Raw genomic sequence first — 16,998 nt, forward strand, 5'->3', positions numbered from 1 at the left:
TGCTCCTCTCACCGGTGGCCTGCGCCGACCGGCGTCGGGGGATCGACCGGAGGTCCCGGACGACCCTTTCTGGGTCATGCACGAGCACCGTACGCACAGGAGGGTGGGGGCCCGTCAACGGTTGCCGTCCCGGGGTCAGGGCCGGTCGGCTCGGGCGGGGCCGCAGCAGGAGCCCGCAGCCCCCGGCCCGGCGCGCCCCGGGGTGCAGGGCACGACGACGTCGAAGCGCGTCCATCCGTCCTCGGACGCCACGGTCACGTCCCCGCCATGGCTGCGCGCGATCGAGCGCACGATGGCCAGACCCAGACCCGTGGACGGCTCCGTGCCCGGGGCGCTCGACCGGCCTTTCCCGGGGCCGCGGACGAAGCGGTGGAAGAGGCTGGCGTGCCGGTCGGCCGGGATGCCGCCGCCGTCGTCGTGGACGCTGACGAGCATGAAGCCGGGCCGGGGCTGGTCCTGCCGCACGGAGGCCGTGACGGTGGTCCCGACGGGGGTGTGCTTGGCCGCGTTGGAGAGCAGGTTGCCGACCACGCGGGCCAGCTGCGACCGGTCGCCGGTGACGGACCGCTGGGTGCCCGGCTCCGCCCCCTCGGGCAGGTCCACCACCCACGTGTGGTCCGGCCACGCCGCGCGGGCGTCCATCACGCCCTCGAGGACCACCTCGGACAGGTCCACCTGTTCGGCCAGCGCCACCTCCCCGGAGGGCTCCAGGCCCATGGCCCGGCCGCGCGAGACGGACTCGAGCCGTTCGAGCAGGAGCATGTCGTCCACGAGGGCGGCCATCCGGTCGGCCTGGAACAGCACCCGGCCGAGCGACCGCCGGCCGGTCGCGGAGAGCTCCTCCGTCATCGCGATCATCTCGGCGTAACCGCGCACCGAGGCGAGCGGCGTGCGCAGCTCGTGGGAGGCGTCCGCCATGAACCGGCGCATGTGCTGCTCCTGCACGCGGCGCTGCTCCAGGGCCGCCTCGACCGAGCCGGTGAAACGGTCGAGCGCCTGGGCGACGACGGCCACCTCGTCCGGCCCCTGCAGGAGCCGAGGCGGCATGCGTGAGTCCTCCGGATCGAGCCCGGCGTGGGCCATGTCCGCCTGGGCGACCCGCTCGGCGACGGCGGCGACCTCGCGCAGCGGGGCCAGGCCCCGACGCAGCCACAGGGTCACCAGGATCGCGGTGGTGAGGACGGTGACGGACAGTCCGACGGCGACCGCGACCAGCGCCTGGCGCGCGACGTCGGACATGGCGCCCGTCGGCGCCCCCACCACGAGCACCTGGTCCGCGGCCACCCAGGGGCCCGGCGCGCTCAGCAGTTGGGCCTGGACGCGATAGCCGACACCGCCGACGACGGCGTCGAGCATCGGCCCACCCGGCCGGTCCCGGACGGCGCGCAGAAGGTCGTGGGCCTCCCGCGCCGTGAGCGGCACGGACTGCCCGGCGTCACCGACCCGGTGCCCGGTGAGGGCGTCCTGCCGATGCTCCTCCAGACCGGAGAGCGGGACGAGCGCGACCACCGTGCCCTCGGGCTGGCCGAGGGTGCCTGGCGCGCGCAGGTACCCCTCCCCGGGGCCGACGTCGTCCCCTCCGCCCGGCGAGGGGGCCGTCAGCTGCTCCGAGGCGCGGATCCACGCTTCGGAGGCGTCCCGGGAGGCGGATTCGGCCAGCAGGGCCTTCGTGATGCCGGCCGCGAAGAACGAGTAGGCCAGGATGGTGGCCACCAGGATCAGAAGGACGCCGGCGCCGATGCGTCGGGCCAGCGACGTGGGTCGCGTGCGGCGGGTGCTGCCGTGCCCCGACGGGACCGCGACGGTCTCAGGCGGGCCGGATGACATACCCGGCGCCGCGGATGGTGTGGATCATGGGATCCCGGTCCGCGTCGATCTTCTTCCGCAGGTAGGAGATGTACAGCTCGACGATGTTCGCGCGGCCGCCGAAGTCGTAGCCCCAGACGTCCTGCAGGATGCGCTCCTTGGAGAGCACCGTGCGGACGTTGGCCATGAGGAACTTCAGCAGGTTGTACTGCGTGGCCGTCAGCTCGATCTCGTCGCCGCCGCGGGTCACCTCGTGGGTGCGGGTGTTCATCACCAGGTCGCCGACCACGAGCACCTCGGAGCCGCCCGAGACCACACCGGAGCGCTGCACGAGCCGGTGGGCGCGGATGAGCACCTCCTCCATCGAGAAGGGCTTGGTCACGTAGTCGTCGCCGCCGGCGGCCAGGCCCGCCACACGGTCCTCCGTCGCGTCCTTGGCGGTGAGGAACATGGCGGGCATCTCCGACCAGTGGGCGCGCAGGCGCTCCAGGACGTCCAGGCCGTCCATGTCCGGCAGCATGACGTCCAGGATCGCCAGGTCCGGCCGGCCGGCGGTGCCCAGCTCGACGGCGGTCGCGCCGTCGTGGGCCACGATCACCTCCCAGCCGCAGAGGGTGAAGCCCATGGAGAGCAGGTCGGCGATCATCGGCTCGTCGTCCACGACGAGCACCCGCACCGGTGCGCCGTCCGGGTGCGAGAGCTCGGGCAGGACCTCCTTCAGCTCTGCCATGGATGACGGGCCGGTGGTGCTCTGGATGGGGCTCACAAAGTTCCTCTACGTTCGGGAGACGGTTCACGGTGCCCACGCGGACGTCGCGGGCTGCGGGGGACGAGCGCCTCGCGACGGAGGGGCGACGCCGTTCCGGGGGATGGCGGACGGGCGGCGACCGGAGGCCGGGGGGTGCGCGGATCCCCCCTCGACGGAGCCCCATGCTACGCGGATCAGCCGGGTCGGCCCAGAGTCTTCTCGGATTGCGGACATCAGCGTGACTCGTCACAGCCCTGACGCATCCGGCGGCGCCACCGGGGCCGCCCTGTGCTGACGCCGCGCCGCGTGGCCGGCGTCAGTCGACCGGCTTCATGGCCCAGTGCGTGGCCAGGGTGCCGAACATGTGGGTCTCGTGGCCGATGTTCACGAAGCCGGCCTCGGCGAAGAGGTCCGCGACCTCGTCCGGCGTGTGGAACGCCTTCGTCGAGGAGGACAGGTACGCGTAGGCCTCGGGCCGGTCGGCGATCAGCTTCGCGAGCTGCGGCATCACCCGGTGGATGTAGAAGGAGGAGAACGGCTTGAGCACGTTGTCCGGCGCCGGCGACGTCTCGAGGGCCGCGACCCAGCCGCCGGGGCGCAGCACGCGGAACTGCTCGGCGAGAGTCGCCGGGATGTCCGCGACGTTGCGCAGCAGGTAGCCGTGGGTCACGGCGTCGAACGAGCCGGCCTCGAACGGCAGGTCCGTCGCGTCCGCGACGACCCACTCGATGCGGTCCCCGCCCGCGCGGGCACGGCCGACCTCCATCATCTCGGCGGCGATGTCCGCGCCCACCACCTGTGCGTCGGGGTGCTGCTTGAGCACCTCGAACGCGAGGTCGCCGGTGCCGGTGGCCAGGTCGAGCACGCGGGCCTGCGCCGGGATGTCGGCCCGCGCCACCGTGTGGCGCACCAGGCGCGGCTCCTGACCCCAGGTCATGACGGCGTTCATCAGGTCGTAGCGGCCGGCGATGGCGTCGAACATCGCGGAGACCCGGTCGTGGTGGTCGGCGGCGCCGCGCTGGGCGTCGCCGCGTGGGGCGGGGAGGGGGTTCTGGCTCACCAGACCACCGTATCCCGCCCACCTCCCCCGACGACGCCCCTCCCCGGGATTGCACAGGGGCGTTAGGTTGCCCTAACCTTCCAGAGTTACCTCACGTCGATGTTCGCTAATGTCGGCCCCCAGGGCCGCCGCCCTCCCCGACCGCAGACCCGACCCCCTCCGCCCGGCGCCCGCGCGTCGCGACCGTGAAAGGCCACCGCCATGGCACCGTCCTCCCTGTCCCGCCGCTCCCTCCTCGCCGGCGGGGGAGTCGGCCTCACCCTCCTGCTCGCCGCGTGCTCCACCGGCCCGGCCGGAGGCTCGGCCTCGTCCTCGTCGGCCGGTGCGTCGTCGTCGGACGCCGCGGGCGGGGACGCCGCGTTCCCCCGCAGCATCGAGCACGTCTACGGCACCACCGAGATCCCGCAGCGCCCGACCCGCGTGGCCACCGTGTCCTGGGTGAACCAGGACGTGGCCCTCGCCCTCGGGGTGGTGCCGGTGGGCATGGCCGCCGTGGAGTTCGGGGGGAACGCGGAGAAGTCCACCGACTGGTTCGACGCGAAGCTCGCCGAGACCGAGGGCGCCCAGAAGCCCGTGCAGTGGTCCGAGGCCTCCGGCATCGACGCCGAGGCGATCGCCGCCGTGAAGCCGGACGTCATCCTCGCCGTCTACTCCGGCATCACGCAGGAGGACTACGACCGCCTCTCGAAGATCGCCCCCACCGTGGCCTACCCGAAGGACGTCCCCGCCTACGGCACCTCGTGGCAGCAGTCCACGGAGGTCATCGGCCGCGTGCTCGGCAAGGAGCAGGAGGCGGAGGAGCTCATCGCGGACCTCGAGCAGCAGATCAAGGACGCCGGCGAGAAGCACGCGGACCTCCAGGGCGCGTCCTTCGTCTACGGCACCATCGACCCCGCCGCCGCGGACCAGATCAGCATCTACACGGACGTGGACAACCGCCCGAAGTTCCTCGAGCTGCTCGGCATGGAGCAGGCGCCGGTGGTGACGGAGAACTCCCCGGAGGACCAGGCGTTCTTCTTCACGTGGTCGCCCGAGCGCGCGGACGAGCTGGAATCGGACGTGTTCGTCTCCTGGGCCGCCCAGGACTCGGTCCGCGAGGCCATCGAGTCCGACCCCCTGCTGGGCTCGATCCCGGCCGTGAAGGCCGGCGCCCTCGTCCTGCAGACGGACGAGCAGGAGGTCCTCTCCGTCTCCGCGATCTCCCCGCTGTCCATCCCGTTCGCGCTCGAGAAGGTCGTCCCGCCGATCGCCGAGGCCGCGAAGACCGCGCAGGGCTGATCCCTCCCCATGCCGTCCACGGCCCTGGCCTCCCCGGCCCGCGTCCGCGCGGGCGTGCTGATGGGCGCCCTGCCCGCGGCGCTGCTGCTGGCGGCGCTCGTGGCCGGCGTCGCCCTCGGCGCGCGCACCGTGCCGGCGACGACGGCGCTCGACACCCTGGGCGCGGTCCTCACCGGGCACCCCGTGCCGGAGGGCATCGAGGCGGCGGCCGTGGCCTCCCGCGTGCCCCGCGTGGTGACGGGGGCGCTGGTGGGGGCGGCGCTGGCCGTGGCCGGCGCGGCCCTGCAGGGGGCCACCCGCAACCCGCTCGGCGACCCGGGACTGCTCGGGCTCTCCGCCGGCGCGGGGCTGGCCGTGGCGGCGGGCATGGCGCTGGGCGTCGCCGGGTCCACGTTCGGGGTGCTGGCGCTGGCCGCCGTCGGGACGCTGATCGCGGCGGCGCTCGGCTACGCGGTGGCGGCGGCCGCCACGCGGAGGGGACGGACGCCCGGCGCCCCCTCCCCCATGGCGCTCGTGCTGGCCGGTGCGGCGCTCACCGCCGGCGCCACCGCCGGCACCACGGCGCTGCTCGTGCTCTCCCCCACGGTCCAGGACCGACTGCGGTTCTGGGCCGTGGGCACGGTGGCCCGCGCCGACCTCGGCGAGGCGCTGGCCCTGACGCCCGTGATCGCCGTCGGGCTGCTGGCCGCCGTCGCCGTGGCCCCCGGGCTCGACGCCCTCGCCCTGGGCGACGACCTCGCGCACGGCCTGGGCGGGCGCCCGGAGCGGGTGCGCGCGGTGCTGCTGGGCGCGGTCGTGCTGCTCACGGCCACGGCGGTGGCGCTGGCCGGGCCGGTCGGGTTCGTGGGACTGCTCGTGCCCCACGCGCTGCGCCGTCTGCGGCCGCCGAGCACGCGGGCCCTGATGGTCGGCTGCGCCCTGTGGGGCGCCGTCCTCGTGATCCTCGCGGACCTCGCCGGGCGGCTCGTCGTGGCACCCGGGGAGATCCACCTCGGGGTGACCACCGTCCTGCTCGGCGTGCCCGTGCTGCTGGCGCTGCTGCGCCGCCCGGGGGTGGCCGCATGAGCCTCCAGCGCACCGCCGCGGCCGACGTCGTCGCCCGCCTGCGCCGCTCCGACCGGCGCCGCCTCGGATGGGCCTGTGCGGGCCTCGCCGTGGCCGTGCTGGTCCTCGCACTGCTGCGCGTGGTGTGGGGCACGTACCAGGTGACCGTCCCGGACCTCGTGCGGATCCTGGGCGGGGAGACGATCCCGGGGGCGAGCTTCATCGTGCTCGAGGAGAAGCTGCCGCGCGCCGTGGCCGCAGTGCTCACCGGCGCCGCCCTGGGTGCGGCCGGCGCACTCTACCGGCGCACCCTGCGCAACCCGCTGGCCTCGCCGGACATCCTGGGCGTCACCCAGGGCGCCGCGGCGGCGGTCGTGCTGGGGATGCTGGCGACCGCCGGGCAGACCGGCGGCGGATCGGACCTGACGCGCGCCGCCACGGCGCTGGTCGGCGGCCTCGCGGCGGTGGCCGCGGTGTTCGCCACGGCCCGCTCGGTGGGCGGCGAACGATTCGTGGTGGCCGGCATCGCGGTCGCGGCGGCGGGCCAGGCCGTGGTGGCCGGGGCCATGCTCTCGCTGGCCCAGCACGACCTGCAGTCGGCCACCGTCTGGATCGCCGGCTCGCTCAACGGTGTCACGTGGGGCCGCATCGCGCTGCTCGCGTGCGTGCTCGTGGTCGCCCTGCCGCTGGCGGGGGTGCTCCACGCGCGACTGGCCCCCGCCGACGTCGGCCCGGACCTCGCGCACGCCCTCGGCGCCCGGCCGCGCCCCACCTCGGCCGCGGCGCTGGGGCTCGGCGCGGTGCTCGCCGCCGTGGCGACCGCCGTCGTCGGGCCGCTGGCGTTCGTGGCGCTGCTGGCCACCCCGGTGGCGCGCGGGCTCACCCGCGGCCTGCCCTCCCTGCCCGCGGCGGCGCTCACGGGCGCCGCGCTCGTGCTGCTCGCGGACCTCGTGGCCGGCGAGGCCGTCCCCCTGCTCACCGGCGCCGCCCTGCCCACCGGTGTGCTCACCGGCGCCGCCGGCGCCCCGCTCATGCTCTGGCTGCTGCTGCGCCAGGGCCGGACCCCAGGAGGCGTGCGCTCCACATGACCGCTCCCCCGCTCACCGTCCCGTCCCCCGCCGCACCGCGCGCCGGGGCCGCCGACGACGTCGCGATCCGCCTGCGCGGCCTGACGCTCGGCTACGGCCCGGCCTCGGCACCGCCGATCGTCCAGGGCCTCGACCTGGACGTGCCCGCCGGACGCGTCACCGCGATCATCGGCGCCAACGGCTGCGGCAAGTCCACGCTGCTGCGCGGCCTGACCCGCCAGCTCGCCCCGCGCACCGGGAGCATCGAGGTGCTCGGCCGGGACGCCGCCCGCGTGTCCGCACGCGACTACGCCCGCACCGTGGCGCTGCTGCCCCAGCATCCCGTGGCACCCGAGGGCATGACGGTGGCGCAGCTCGTGGCGCGCGGCCGTCACCCGCACCGCGGGCTCCTCGGCGGCCGGGCCGCCGGCGACGACGCCGCGATCGCCTCGGCGCTCGAGCGCACCGACCTCGTGGAGCTCGCCGAGCGCGAGGCCGGCACGCTCTCCGGCGGGCAGCGGCAGCGGGCGTGGCTCGCCCTCGTGCTCGCCCAGCAGACCCCGGTGGTGCTCCTCGACGAGCCCACGAGCTACCTCGACCTCAGCCATCAGGTGGAGGTGCTCGACCTGGTGCGGGCGCTCCCGGACCCGCGCGGCGGGGGCCGGGCGACCGTCGTCGCGGTGCTGCACGAGCTGAACCTGGCGGCGCGCAGCGCGGACCACATCGTGGCGATGGCCGCGGGCCGGGTGGTGGCGCAGGGCACGCCGGGCGAGGTGATCGTGCCGGAGGTGCTGACCGAGGTGTTCGGCCTGGACGCGGACGTGGTGGCCGACCCGCTGCTGGGCCACCCCGTGGTGCTGCCGCGCGGGAACGGGGACCGCCGATGAGCGCCGACGGCATGATCGTGGCGCACACGCGCGTGGTGTCCGTGGAGCAGCCGTGCCGCGGGTTCCGGCGGATCGTGCTGGCGGGCCCGGACCTGGAGGCCGCCAGCGGGGACCTGCTGGGACTGCTGCCGCCCGGCGTCGCCGACCTGCACGCCCTGTACCGGGGCGCGCGGCCGCGCCGGGACGCCTACGTGAAGCTGCTGATCCCCCCGCCGGGCGGGGCGTCGGCGGACCCGGACCTGTCCGCCGGGTTCCGCGCCGGGTTCCTGGCCATCCCCGAGGAGGAGCGCGGCTGGATGCGCACGTACACGGTGCGCTCGGCCGGGCTCGTGCGGCTCGACGGGCGGCAGGTGCCCTCGCTGACCGTGGACGTGGTGCTGCACGGCGACCCGGACGACCCCGCCGACCCGCATCAGGGGCCGGGCCTGCGCTGGGCGCGCGCCGTCCAGGCGGGGGACGCGGTGAACGTGCTGGTGCCCTCGGCGGAGGCGCCGGCGTGGTCCGGCTGGCGGCAGACGGGGGCGCACCGTGTGCTGGCCGTGGGCGACGAGACCGCCGTCCCCGCCCTGGTGTCCGTGGCGGAGGAGCTCGCGGACCCCTTCGGCGGGTTCGACGGCGAGGCGGACCTCGTGCTCGAGCTGCCCCACGACGGGCAGGCCGCCGACCTCATCGCCGAGCGCCTGGCCGTCCCCGAACCGTGGGACTGGCGGGCCGTGACGGAGCTGGCGGACCGGGGACGCGTGCGCCTGCACGTGGGCCGCCGGGCACCGGGGGCGCCGTCGGGGTCCTGGGCGCACGCCCGCCTCGCCGCCCTGCTGGGCGTGGACCCCGACGACGCCGGCGGTCCGGTCGCGCCGCCCGCGGCCTCCGTCGAACGCGAGTGGACCGTCGCCGCCCTCGAGGCCGACGAACGGCCCGAGGCCTACGTGTTCCTCGCCGGGGAGTCCGCGATGGTGCGCGCCCTGCGCCGGCTCAGCGTGGGCCCCGGCGGCGTGCCGAAGAAGCACGTCTCCTTCATGGGCTACTGGCGGGAGGGCCAGGCGGAGAGCTGAGGAGTGGGGTGGCGGTCGCGCGCCGCTCCACCCTCGCACCGGCGTCGGGCTCTCCCTACTGTGGAAGTCCAGCACCCGATCGAACCGAAGGAGAGATCCCCATGACCCGCACCGTGATCATCGGCGGCCACGGCAAGGTGGCCCTGCTCGCCGCACCCCTGCTGGCGGAGGCCGGCCACGACGTCGTCTCGCTCATCCGCAACCCCGACCACGCCGAGGACGTCCGCGCCGCCGGCGCCGAACCGCTCGTCCTGGACATCGAGAAGGCGGACCAGGAGGAGCTGGTCCACGCGCTGCGCGACGCGGACAACGTCGTGTTCTCCGCGGGCGCCGGCGGCGGGGACGCCCAGCGCACCCGGGCCGTGGACCACGACGCCGCCGTCGCCAGCATGCGCGCCGCCGAGGCCGCGGGTGTGCGGCGCTACGTCATGGTGTCCTACCTCGGAGCGTCCCTGCACCACGACGTGCCCGAGGACGACCCCTTCTACACCTACGCGCAGGCCAAGGCCGAGGCGGACGAGGCGCTGCGGGACTCCGGGCTGGCCTGGACCATCCTCGGCCCCGGCGCCCTGACCGAGGAGGAGGCGTCCGGCCGCATCACCGTGGACCCGGACCTCTCCGACTCCGACGCCTCGCAGCGTGAGGCCAGCCGCGGCAACGTCGCCCGGGCGATCGTGGCCGTGCTCAGCGAGCCGGGCACGGTGGGCCGGAAGATCGACTTCGTGGACGGCGACGTGCCCGTGGCCGAGGCCGTCCGCGGCGACTGACGCGCCGCCGTCGTCGCCGGCCCTCCCCACCCACGCTTTCGAACGTGAAAGGGGGCGAATGGGGGCTTTCGAACGTGAGATAGGCCCTCTCTCACGTTCGAAAGCCCCGGCCGCCGGCTGCCAGCGCGGGGCGCCGCCCCTGCTCAGGCCAGGCCGAGGCGGCGGTCCACGGTGCCGAGCACGCCCATGAGCCCGGTGAAGCCGGCCAGGATCCCGGCGAGCACGACGCCCACGCTGCGGCGGCCGAGCCGCGGCACGTCGAGGAACGGGTACGGGTACCAGTCGATGCGGGGTCCGCGCGCCATGGTCACCGCCGCCCACATCAGCGGGATGACCGAGGCCAGCCCGGCGCGCCGCGGCGTGATCTGCCCGCGCGGGTCGAACAGCGCCCACACCGCCGGGGCGAGCACGGGGTTGACGATGTGCTGCAGCGCGTCGTTGAACCGGTAGAGGACGGTGTCCTGTTCGCGGCCGCGCAGCACCGCGTTGTAGACGATCCCCGTGACCATCACCGAGCCGAGGCCGGCGGTGCGCACGGCCCAGAACGTGTCCGACGTGGGCGCCTCACGACGCGCGGCCAATGTCAGCGACGTGCCCGCGACCAGCGCGTTGGACAGCCACGTGAAGTACGCCGGCTGGTTGAGGGCGTGGGACCAGCCCGCGGGGAAACCGCCCTGATAGCCGACGCCCGGGATCACCATGGAGTCCTTGGACATCCCGATGGGGAACGAGGTCAGGCACCCGATCAGCGGCAGAGCCCCCGAGACCTGCCACGCCAGGCGGGTCCGACGGTCCACCGGCGGCACGGGACGCGGGCGTAGCCGGGACACGACGGCGTGCGCGATCCGCCCCCGGACCCCCTGCGGGGCGGGGCGGGTGCGGCGGAGGGAGGGCAGGCTGACGCGGAGGGTGGAAAGGGGCATGGGGGTCGTCCTCGAACGGCGGGGTCAAGGGATGAGACCGCCCATTCTCACATGAACAGCAGTTGAACGAAAGGGAGCGAGACGGAGAACACCGCCGCGCCCCCCTCCTGCCCGCCCCGCCGCCTCAGTGGGCGCCGGCCTCCTCCAGCGGCAGGATGCGCTCCGGATCCTCGACCTCCACGCGCACGCCGTCGGCCTGCAGCCGGCGCACGCCCTCGGCGATCAGCCGTCGGCCGACGTCGTCGATCCGGTCCACCCGCGCGAGGTTGAGCACCACGGTGCGGATGGGCCCGTCGTTCTCGTCTCGGGCGGCCGCGGCGGCGGCCTCGTGCACCGCCCCGCCGCCGGTCGCGGCCGAGAGCGCCGCCCTGTCCGCCGCGGCCTCCTGCCACCGCGGGTAGACGGCGGCGTCCCACCCGGTGCCGGGCTTCTCCGCACCGGTGCGCAGGTCCGTGAGCGCGTCCAGCACCGCCTCGGCGCCGCCGAACCGGATCACGCCCTGCAGGTGCAGGAACACGCGGTCACCCTCGCGCTCCACGAAGCGCACGGCGGTGCCTCCCAGGCTGTCCCCGTCCATGAGGTGCAGCCGGAAGTCCTCGGAGAGGCGACGGCACGCCAGCACGCCGCGCGCCGAGTTGCCCACCTCGTCCAGGCGCGGGGAGAACACGCCGATCCCCACGCGGCCCGGCAACGCGCCGAGCACACCGCCGGCCACGCCGGACTTGGCCGGGATCCCGACGTCGGCGAGCCACTGGCCGGCGGCGTCGTACATGCCGGAGGAGGTCATCACGGACACCACGCGCCGCGCCACGATGGACGGCAGCACGCGCTCGCCCGTCATCGGGTGGATGCCCCCGGTGGCCAGGCACGCGCCCATCACCGCGAGGTCCTTGGCGGTGACGAGCACGGCGCACTGCGCCACGTACCCGGCCACGATCTCCTCGGCGGAGTCCTGCAGCACCCCGTAGCTGCGGAGCATGTGCCCCAGGGAGAGGTTGCGGTCCGCGACCGCCATCTCGGACTCGTACGTCTCCCGGTCCACCGAGAGCCGACGCCCGGCGAGCAGGGACATGATCTCCACGGCCCGGTCCAGCCGCTCCTGCCGGCTCGCCTCCGGTCCCACCAGCAGCTGGTGCACCGCGAGCGCGCCGGCGTTGATCATGGCGTTGTCCGGGCGGTGCGACTCCACCTCGAGGGAGAGCTCGTTGAAGGCCTCGCCCGAGGGGTTCAGCCCCACCTGCCGGTCCACGGCGGCGAAGCCCCGGTCCACGAGCGCGGCCGCGTACGTGAACGGCTTGGACGCGGACTGGATGGTGAACTCCACGTCCGCGTCCCCCGCGAAGTGCAGCCGCCCGGTGGGGGTGGCCAGCGCGATGCCGAAGCGGTCCGGGTCCGCCTCCGCGAGCACGGGGATGTACTGGGCCGTCTCGCCCGGGTTCACGGCGCCGAGCTCGGTGACCAGGCTCGCCAGGTAGTCGGGGATCGGGTGTCTCATCTCAGGCCTCCCAGCGCAGGCAGGTCAGGGGCTCGCCCCCGGGCACGGGCACGTGGCCGGTGGCACGGAAGCCGAGCCGCTCATAGAACGGGACGGTGGCGGGCACGGACGCCTCGAGGTGCACGGGCAGCCCCGCCGCGCGGCGCTGGCCGTGGCGCACCAGCGCGCTCGCCGCCCCGCGCCCGCGGGCGGACGGGACGGTGCCGACCTCCTCGAGGTACCAGTGCCGGCCTGCCGGGCGGGCCCGCTCGCAGGCGGCCTGGACGCGCTTCAGGGTCAGGGTGTGGCGGCCGTGGACGGCGACGGCGGTGGGCAGCCCCGCCAGCAGGCCCGGCACGTCGACCCCGCGGGGGGCGGCGGGGGAGGTCCACACGGCGGCGCCGAGCAGCGTGCCGTGGTCGGCGTCCACGGCGACGTCCACGGCGCCGAGCGGGACGCCGTCGGCCCCCGCGCGCAGCCCGTGGCGCACGGCGGCGGTGAACTTGCGCTCGAGGCGGGCCTCGCGCCGGTCCTCGGGCACCAGCCCGAGCGTGTAGGGGTCCGTGGCGAAGGCCTCGGCGAGGACCGCGCCCACGCGGCGGGCGGTGTCCTCGCGGGCCCCATCCGGGCGCAGGGTGAGCACGTGGACGCGGGGGCGCGGGGGCGCGGGGTCCGGGGAGGTCATGGCCGCCAGTCTAGGGACGGGGCCGGGCGCGTCATCGGACCGGCCGACGCACGTTCCGCCCCGTGTGATCGGCGACACTGGTGGGCATGGACTTCTCCGCACCGCTCGCCCCGGCCGCCCCGGCCCCCGCCGCCGACGCCCCGCCCGCCGACGTCGTCGCCCGCCTGCAGGCGGAGCTGCCCGGCCGCGTGGACGTCTCCGTCGCCGCACTCGAGGCCGCCCGGGCGGACCGCTCGGGACACCGCTCCCCGGCCGCGCCGCTGGCCGTGGTCCGCGCGCGGACGGTGGATGACGTGCAGGCCGCGTGCCGGATCGCGCACGGGACCCGCACTCCGCTGGTCACCCGCGGAGCGGGCACGGGGCTGGCCGGCGGCGCCGTCGCGGGGGCGGGCGAGATCGTCCTGGACATGACCGCGATGGACCGGATCCTGGAGGTCTCCCCCGCGGACCGCGTGGCCGTCGTCGAGCCGGGGATCCTCAACGGGGCGCTGAACGCCGCGCTCGCCGAGCACGGGCTGTGGTGGGCCCCGGACCCCGCGTCGAAGGACATCTCCACGGTGGGCGGCAACATCGCGATGAACGCCGGCGGGCTGCTGTGCGCCAAGTACGGCGTCACGCGCGAGGCCGTGCTGGGCCTGGACGTGGTGCTCGCGGACGGCACCCTGCTGCGGCTGGGCCACCGCACCGTCAAGGGGGTGACCGGCTACGACCTGGTCGCGCTGATGATCGGCTCGGAGGGCACGCTCGGCGTGATCGTGGGCGCGACGCTGGCGCTGCGGCCGGCCGTGCGCGGCGTGCCGGTGACGCTCGGCGGGTTCTTCCCGGACGTCGTCGCGGGCGCCGCCGCGGCCGAGGCGATCACCGGGGCCGGTCACGTGCCCGCCCTGATGGAGCTGATGGACGAGGCGACGCTCGCCGCGGTGCGCGCGCACGCGGGGCCCGAACGCGGGGCCGCCCTGCCCGAGTCCGGCGCGTTCCTGCTGGTGCAGGCCGACGGCGCCGGCGCCGAGGCGGACGGGGAGGCCATGGCCGCCCTCATGCGCGCCCACGGCGGGGACGTCACCGTGACCGTGGACCCCGCCGAGGGGGAGGCCCTCATGGCCCTGCGCCGCACCGCGTTCCCCGCGCTCGAGCGCCTCGGCACCCCGCTCGTGGAGGACGTGGCCGTCCCCCGCAGCCGCATGGCCGAGATGTTCGCGCGGATCCGTGAGATCGAGGCACGCACCGGCGTCGCCATCCCCACCACGGCCCACGCCGGGGACGGCAACCTGCACCCGATCCTGCTGTTCGGCGCGGCGGCGCAGGTGGGCGGCGCGGCCGAGGACGCCGCGTCGATCCCGGCGGACGTGTGGGAGGCCGCCGGCGAGCTGTTCCGCGCGGGTCTGGAACTCGGCGGCACGCTCACCGGCGAGCACGGCGTGGGCCTGCTCAAGCGCGCGTTCCTGCGGGACGAGCTCGGCGACGCCCAGCACGACCTGCAGCAGCGCATCAAGGCCGTGTTCGACCCGCACGGCATCCTCAACCCAGGAAAGGTGTTCACCCCGTGACGCAGCCGACCACCCCCGAGACCCCCGCCGACGCCGGCACGCCCACCCCGTTCGAGGTCGGGCTGCAGCTGCGCTGGTCCGACGAGGACCGCTACGGCCACGTCAACAACGCCCGCCTGCTCACCCTCGCCGAGGAGGCGCGCGTGCGCGCCCTGGCCGCGTGGGCCACGACGACGGCGTCCCCGGACGTCCAGCGCGTCGTGCGGTCCATGGAGGTCCAGTACGAGGCGCCCGTGGTCTACGCCGGGCCCGAGGTGACGGCGCGGGTGTGGATCCTGCGGATCGGCCGGACGTCCTTCACGCTGCGCCACGAGCTGTGGCAGGACGGGCGGCGCTGCGTGCTGTGCGACGCCGTGTTCGTGCAGGTGGACCCGGCGGCCGGGCGGCCCGTGGCCGTCTCCGACGAGGAGCGCGCCGTCTTCGAACGCGTGCTGATCCCCGCCGAGGACTGACGGGCCGCCGTCGGGCCTGTGGACGGCCAGCCGTCTCGCAGGATCCCGCCGTAGGCTCTGAGGCCATGGAGCAGGACCCTTCCCCGGACGCGCCCGTGCCCTCGGCGGACGTCGAGGCGCTGCGCGGCACCCCCGTGTCCGAGCTGACGCAGCTCTCCCCCGTGATGTCCGTGGCGTTGGATCGGCTGCGCAAGGACGTCGAGCGTTTCGACCTCGAGTACCGCTCGGCCCTGCTCCAGGTGGAGGCGCGGCTCGAGGTGCTGCGGGACGAGTTCACGCACCTGCACGACTACAACCCCATCGAGCACATCGTCACGCGGGTGAAGTCGCCGGAGTCGATCCTGCGCAAGGCCTCCGCCCGCGGGCTGTCCCTGGACCTGGACGCGCTGCGCACCAACGTCACGGACATCGCCGGGGCGCGCGTGATCGTCAGCTTCGCCCGGGACGTGTACCGCGTGTTCCGCCAGTTCACGCAGCAGCCGGACATCCGGGTGCTCGAGGTGGAGGACTACATCTCCCGGCCCAAGCCCTCGGGCTACCGCAGCCTGCACTGCCTCGTGCAGGTGCCGATCCACCTGTCCACCGGCACGATCCCGGTGACCGTGGAGATGCAGTTCCGCACGAGCGCCATGGACTTCTGGGCCACGCTCGAGCACAAGATCAACTACAAGTTCGACGGCGGCGTGCCCCCGGACATCGCGACCGAGCTCGTGGCCGCCGCCCGCGTGGCCGCGGACCTGGACACCCGCATGGAGCGCCTGCACGACCAGGTGCAGGAGACCGACAGGGACGACGACGCCGCCGCGGCCTGGGAGGACGACGGCGGTCCCGCCTTCGAGGACGAGCCGGCGGCGGGGCCGGGCGACGCGGAGCCGCGCGACGACGCGCCCGGCGCGTCCACCGGCTGAGCCCCTCCGTCCACACCTGGCGGGCCGCGTGCACAGGGTTCTCCACAGAGTTGTCCACAGGTGTGGATGAGTCACACGCGTGTGATCCACCGAAGCCGAGCAGGGCGTGACCGCGGAGCGGGCAGGGTGGCCGCCGGTAGCCTGGTCCGATGCCCTCCACCGCCGTGCCGCCGGGCGACTCCGGCGCCGCCTCCACCCCGCCCGCCCGCACCGGGCACCGCGGGGTGTCGATCCTGCGCACCGCCGCCCTCGTCCTCGTGGTGGCGGCGTTCGTGTGGCTCGCGCTCACCGTGCGCCTGCCCGGCGTGGACGAGCTGCGCACCCGGCTGGACGGCTTCGGCTGGTGGAGCTGGCTCGCGTTCACCGTGCTGTACGCGGCGGTGGCGCTCACCCCCATCCCCGTGACGATCATGGCGGTCACCGCCGGTGTGCTCTTCGGGACGATCGAGGGGACGGTGCTGTCCGTGGTCGGGGCCCTGCTGGGCTCGCTCGGGGCCTACGGCGTCGCGCGGGCAGTCGGGCGGGAGGTGGTCCTGCGCTGGCTCGGCCGCCACGCCGAGACCGTGGAGCGGCGGCTCGAGGACACCGGGTTCCTCGCCCTGCTGACCCTGCGCGTCGCCCCGGGGCTGCCGTACTGGCCCGTGAACTACGGAGCGGGCGCGCTCGCCGTGCCGCTGGGGATCTTCGCCGGCTCCACCGCGGTCGGCGTGATCCCCGGACAGCTCTCCCTCGTGGCGATGGGGGCCTTCGCGGTGCGCCCGGGCGTCGTGAACGGCGTGCTGCTCGGGGTGGGCTGGCTGACCGTGGGCGGTCTGACCCTGTGGGCGGTGCGCCACTGGCGACGGGCGGCCCGGTCCGCGGAGGGGCCGGACGTCAGCCGACGGCGCGGCGCACCAGATCGGCGATCCGGGCCCGGACGTCGTCGTCGAGGGCGGTCAGGGCGAACGACGTCGGCCACATGGCGCCGTCGTCGAGCTTCGCCCCCTCGTTGAAGCCGAGGGTCGTGTACCGCACGCCGAACTTGCTGCTGACCTGCAGGAACACGAGCACGTCCGTGCCGCGCGCGTAGGCGGGCATGCCGTACCACGTGCGGGGGGCGAGCTCCGGGGCCACCTCCGTGACGATCCGGTGCACCGCCACCGCCAGGGCGCGGTCCGGCTCGGGCATCTCCTCGATCTTCGCCAGCAGGTCCTGCAGGGCGTCGGCCCTCTTCCTGCCGCCGCGCTGGGCGCGCAGCTCCTCCGCGCGCTCGGCCATCGCGGCCTTCTCCGCGGCGCTGAAACCGGTGGACTCGCTCACG

Annotated in this window: 17 protein-coding genes; 10 read left to right on the forward strand and 7 right to left on the reverse strand. The window is 75.3% G+C overall.

Annotation, left to right across the window (positions count from 1 at the left end; genetic code table 11):
* Positions 1-135: 135 nt before the first annotated feature.
* The 3 genes from AC3RKA_RS10585 to AC3RKA_RS10595 form a co-directional block, all read right to left on the reverse strand.
* Positions 136-1,713 (reverse strand): HAMP domain-containing sensor histidine kinase, encoded by a 1,578-nt coding sequence (locus tag AC3RKA_RS10585; RefSeq protein WP_400268701.1) that lies wholly within the window; start codon positions 1,711-1,713, stop codon positions 136-138.
* A gap of 94 nt (positions 1,714-1,807) precedes the next feature.
* Positions 1,808-2,536, reverse strand: a complete 729-nt coding sequence (locus AC3RKA_RS10590) for a response regulator transcription factor (RefSeq protein WP_065572949.1) — start codon at positions 2,534-2,536, stop codon at positions 1,808-1,810.
* A 334-nt stretch (positions 2,537-2,870) separates the two neighbouring features.
* Positions 2,871-3,614, reverse strand: coding sequence for a ubiquinone/menaquinone biosynthesis methyltransferase (locus AC3RKA_RS10595; protein WP_065572675.1), 744 nt, complete (start codon positions 3,612-3,614; stop codon positions 2,871-2,873).
* 201 nt (positions 3,615-3,815) lie between these two features.
* Between AC3RKA_RS10595 and AC3RKA_RS10600 the strand changes: the two genes are divergently transcribed.
* From AC3RKA_RS10600 to AC3RKA_RS10625, 6 genes are all read left to right on the forward strand, one after another.
* Positions 3,816-4,892: an iron-siderophore ABC transporter substrate-binding protein gene (locus AC3RKA_RS10600; RefSeq protein WP_489727238.1), complete on the forward strand. Its 1,077-nt coding sequence runs from the start codon at positions 3,816-3,818 to the stop codon at positions 4,890-4,892.
* A gap of 9 nt (positions 4,893-4,901) precedes the next feature.
* Positions 4,902-5,957, forward strand: coding sequence for a FecCD family ABC transporter permease (locus AC3RKA_RS10605; RefSeq protein WP_065572677.1), 1,056 nt, complete (start codon positions 4,902-4,904; stop codon positions 5,955-5,957).
* The gene (locus AC3RKA_RS10610; RefSeq protein WP_311795791.1) at positions 5,954-7,024 is read left to right on the forward strand and encodes a FecCD family ABC transporter permease; all 1,071 of its coding nucleotides are present in this window, start codon (positions 5,954-5,956) and stop codon (positions 7,022-7,024) included. The genes AC3RKA_RS10605 and AC3RKA_RS10610 overlap by 4 nt, the downstream gene beginning before the upstream one ends.
* A complete protein-coding gene (locus tag AC3RKA_RS10615) occupies positions 7,021-7,890 on the forward strand; it encodes an ABC transporter ATP-binding protein (RefSeq protein WP_002855410.1) in 870 nt (289 codons plus the stop codon). The genes AC3RKA_RS10610 and AC3RKA_RS10615 overlap by 4 nt, the downstream gene beginning before the upstream one ends.
* Entirely contained in the window at positions 7,887-8,942 is a 1,056-nt protein-coding gene (locus AC3RKA_RS10620) for a siderophore-interacting protein (protein WP_065572678.1), read from the forward strand. Before AC3RKA_RS10615 ends, AC3RKA_RS10620 begins: the two co-directional genes overlap by 4 nt.
* Positions 8,943-9,043: 101 nt before the next feature.
* On the forward strand, positions 9,044-9,709 hold the full coding sequence (locus AC3RKA_RS10625; protein WP_065572679.1) for an SDR family oxidoreductase: 666 nt from the start codon (positions 9,044-9,046) through the stop codon (positions 9,707-9,709).
* A gap of 143 nt (positions 9,710-9,852) precedes the next feature.
* On the opposite strand, the gene AC3RKA_RS10630 is transcribed toward AC3RKA_RS10625, so the two are convergent.
* The 3 genes from AC3RKA_RS10630 to AC3RKA_RS10640 form a co-directional block, all read right to left on the reverse strand.
* A complete protein-coding gene (locus tag AC3RKA_RS10630) occupies positions 9,853-10,632 on the reverse strand; it encodes a Pr6Pr family membrane protein (protein ID WP_002855416.1) in 780 nt (259 codons plus the stop codon).
* A 124-nt stretch (positions 10,633-10,756) separates the two neighbouring features.
* A complete protein-coding gene (gene glsA / locus AC3RKA_RS10635) occupies positions 10,757-12,127 on the reverse strand; it encodes a glutaminase A (protein ID WP_136940569.1) in 1,371 nt (456 codons plus the stop codon).
* A gap of 1 nt (position 12,128) precedes the next feature.
* Entirely contained in the window at positions 12,129-12,791 is a 663-nt protein-coding gene (locus AC3RKA_RS10640; protein WP_136940570.1) for a GNAT family N-acetyltransferase, read from the reverse strand.
* Between the two features lie 86 nt (positions 12,792-12,877).
* Here AC3RKA_RS10640 and AC3RKA_RS10645 point away from each other — a divergent pair, with 86 nt between their 5' ends.
* The 4 genes from AC3RKA_RS10645 (at position 12,878) to AC3RKA_RS10660 (ending at position 16,690) form a co-directional block, all read left to right on the forward strand.
* Positions 12,878-14,338 (forward strand): FAD-binding oxidoreductase, encoded by a 1,461-nt coding sequence (locus AC3RKA_RS10645; RefSeq protein ID WP_489727239.1) that lies wholly within the window; start codon positions 12,878-12,880, stop codon positions 14,336-14,338.
* Positions 14,335-14,790, forward strand: coding sequence for an acyl-CoA thioesterase (locus AC3RKA_RS10650; protein WP_002855424.1), 456 nt, complete (start codon positions 14,335-14,337; stop codon positions 14,788-14,790). Before AC3RKA_RS10645 ends, AC3RKA_RS10650 begins: the two co-directional genes overlap by 4 nt.
* A gap of 65 nt (positions 14,791-14,855) precedes the next feature.
* Positions 14,856-15,698 carry a GTP pyrophosphokinase gene (locus AC3RKA_RS10655; protein ID WP_227448881.1) on the forward strand — a complete coding sequence of 281 codons (843 nt, stop codon included), beginning with the start codon at positions 14,856-14,858 and terminating at the stop codon, positions 15,696-15,698.
* Positions 15,699-15,847: 149 nt separating this feature from the next.
* Positions 15,848-16,690, forward strand: coding sequence for a TVP38/TMEM64 family protein (locus tag AC3RKA_RS10660; protein ID WP_489727240.1), 843 nt, complete (start codon positions 15,848-15,850; stop codon positions 16,688-16,690).
* On the opposite strand, the gene AC3RKA_RS10665 is transcribed toward AC3RKA_RS10660, so the two are convergent.
* Complete coding sequence (locus AC3RKA_RS10665) at positions 16,572-16,997, reverse strand: iron chaperone (RefSeq protein ID WP_060774812.1); 426 nt, start codon at positions 16,995-16,997, stop codon at positions 16,572-16,574. The genes AC3RKA_RS10660 and AC3RKA_RS10665 overlap by 119 nt on opposite strands.
* Position 16,998 lies beyond the last annotated feature (1 nt).

The sequence above is a fragment of the Micrococcus sp. iso_229 genome (assembly GCF_058072725.1).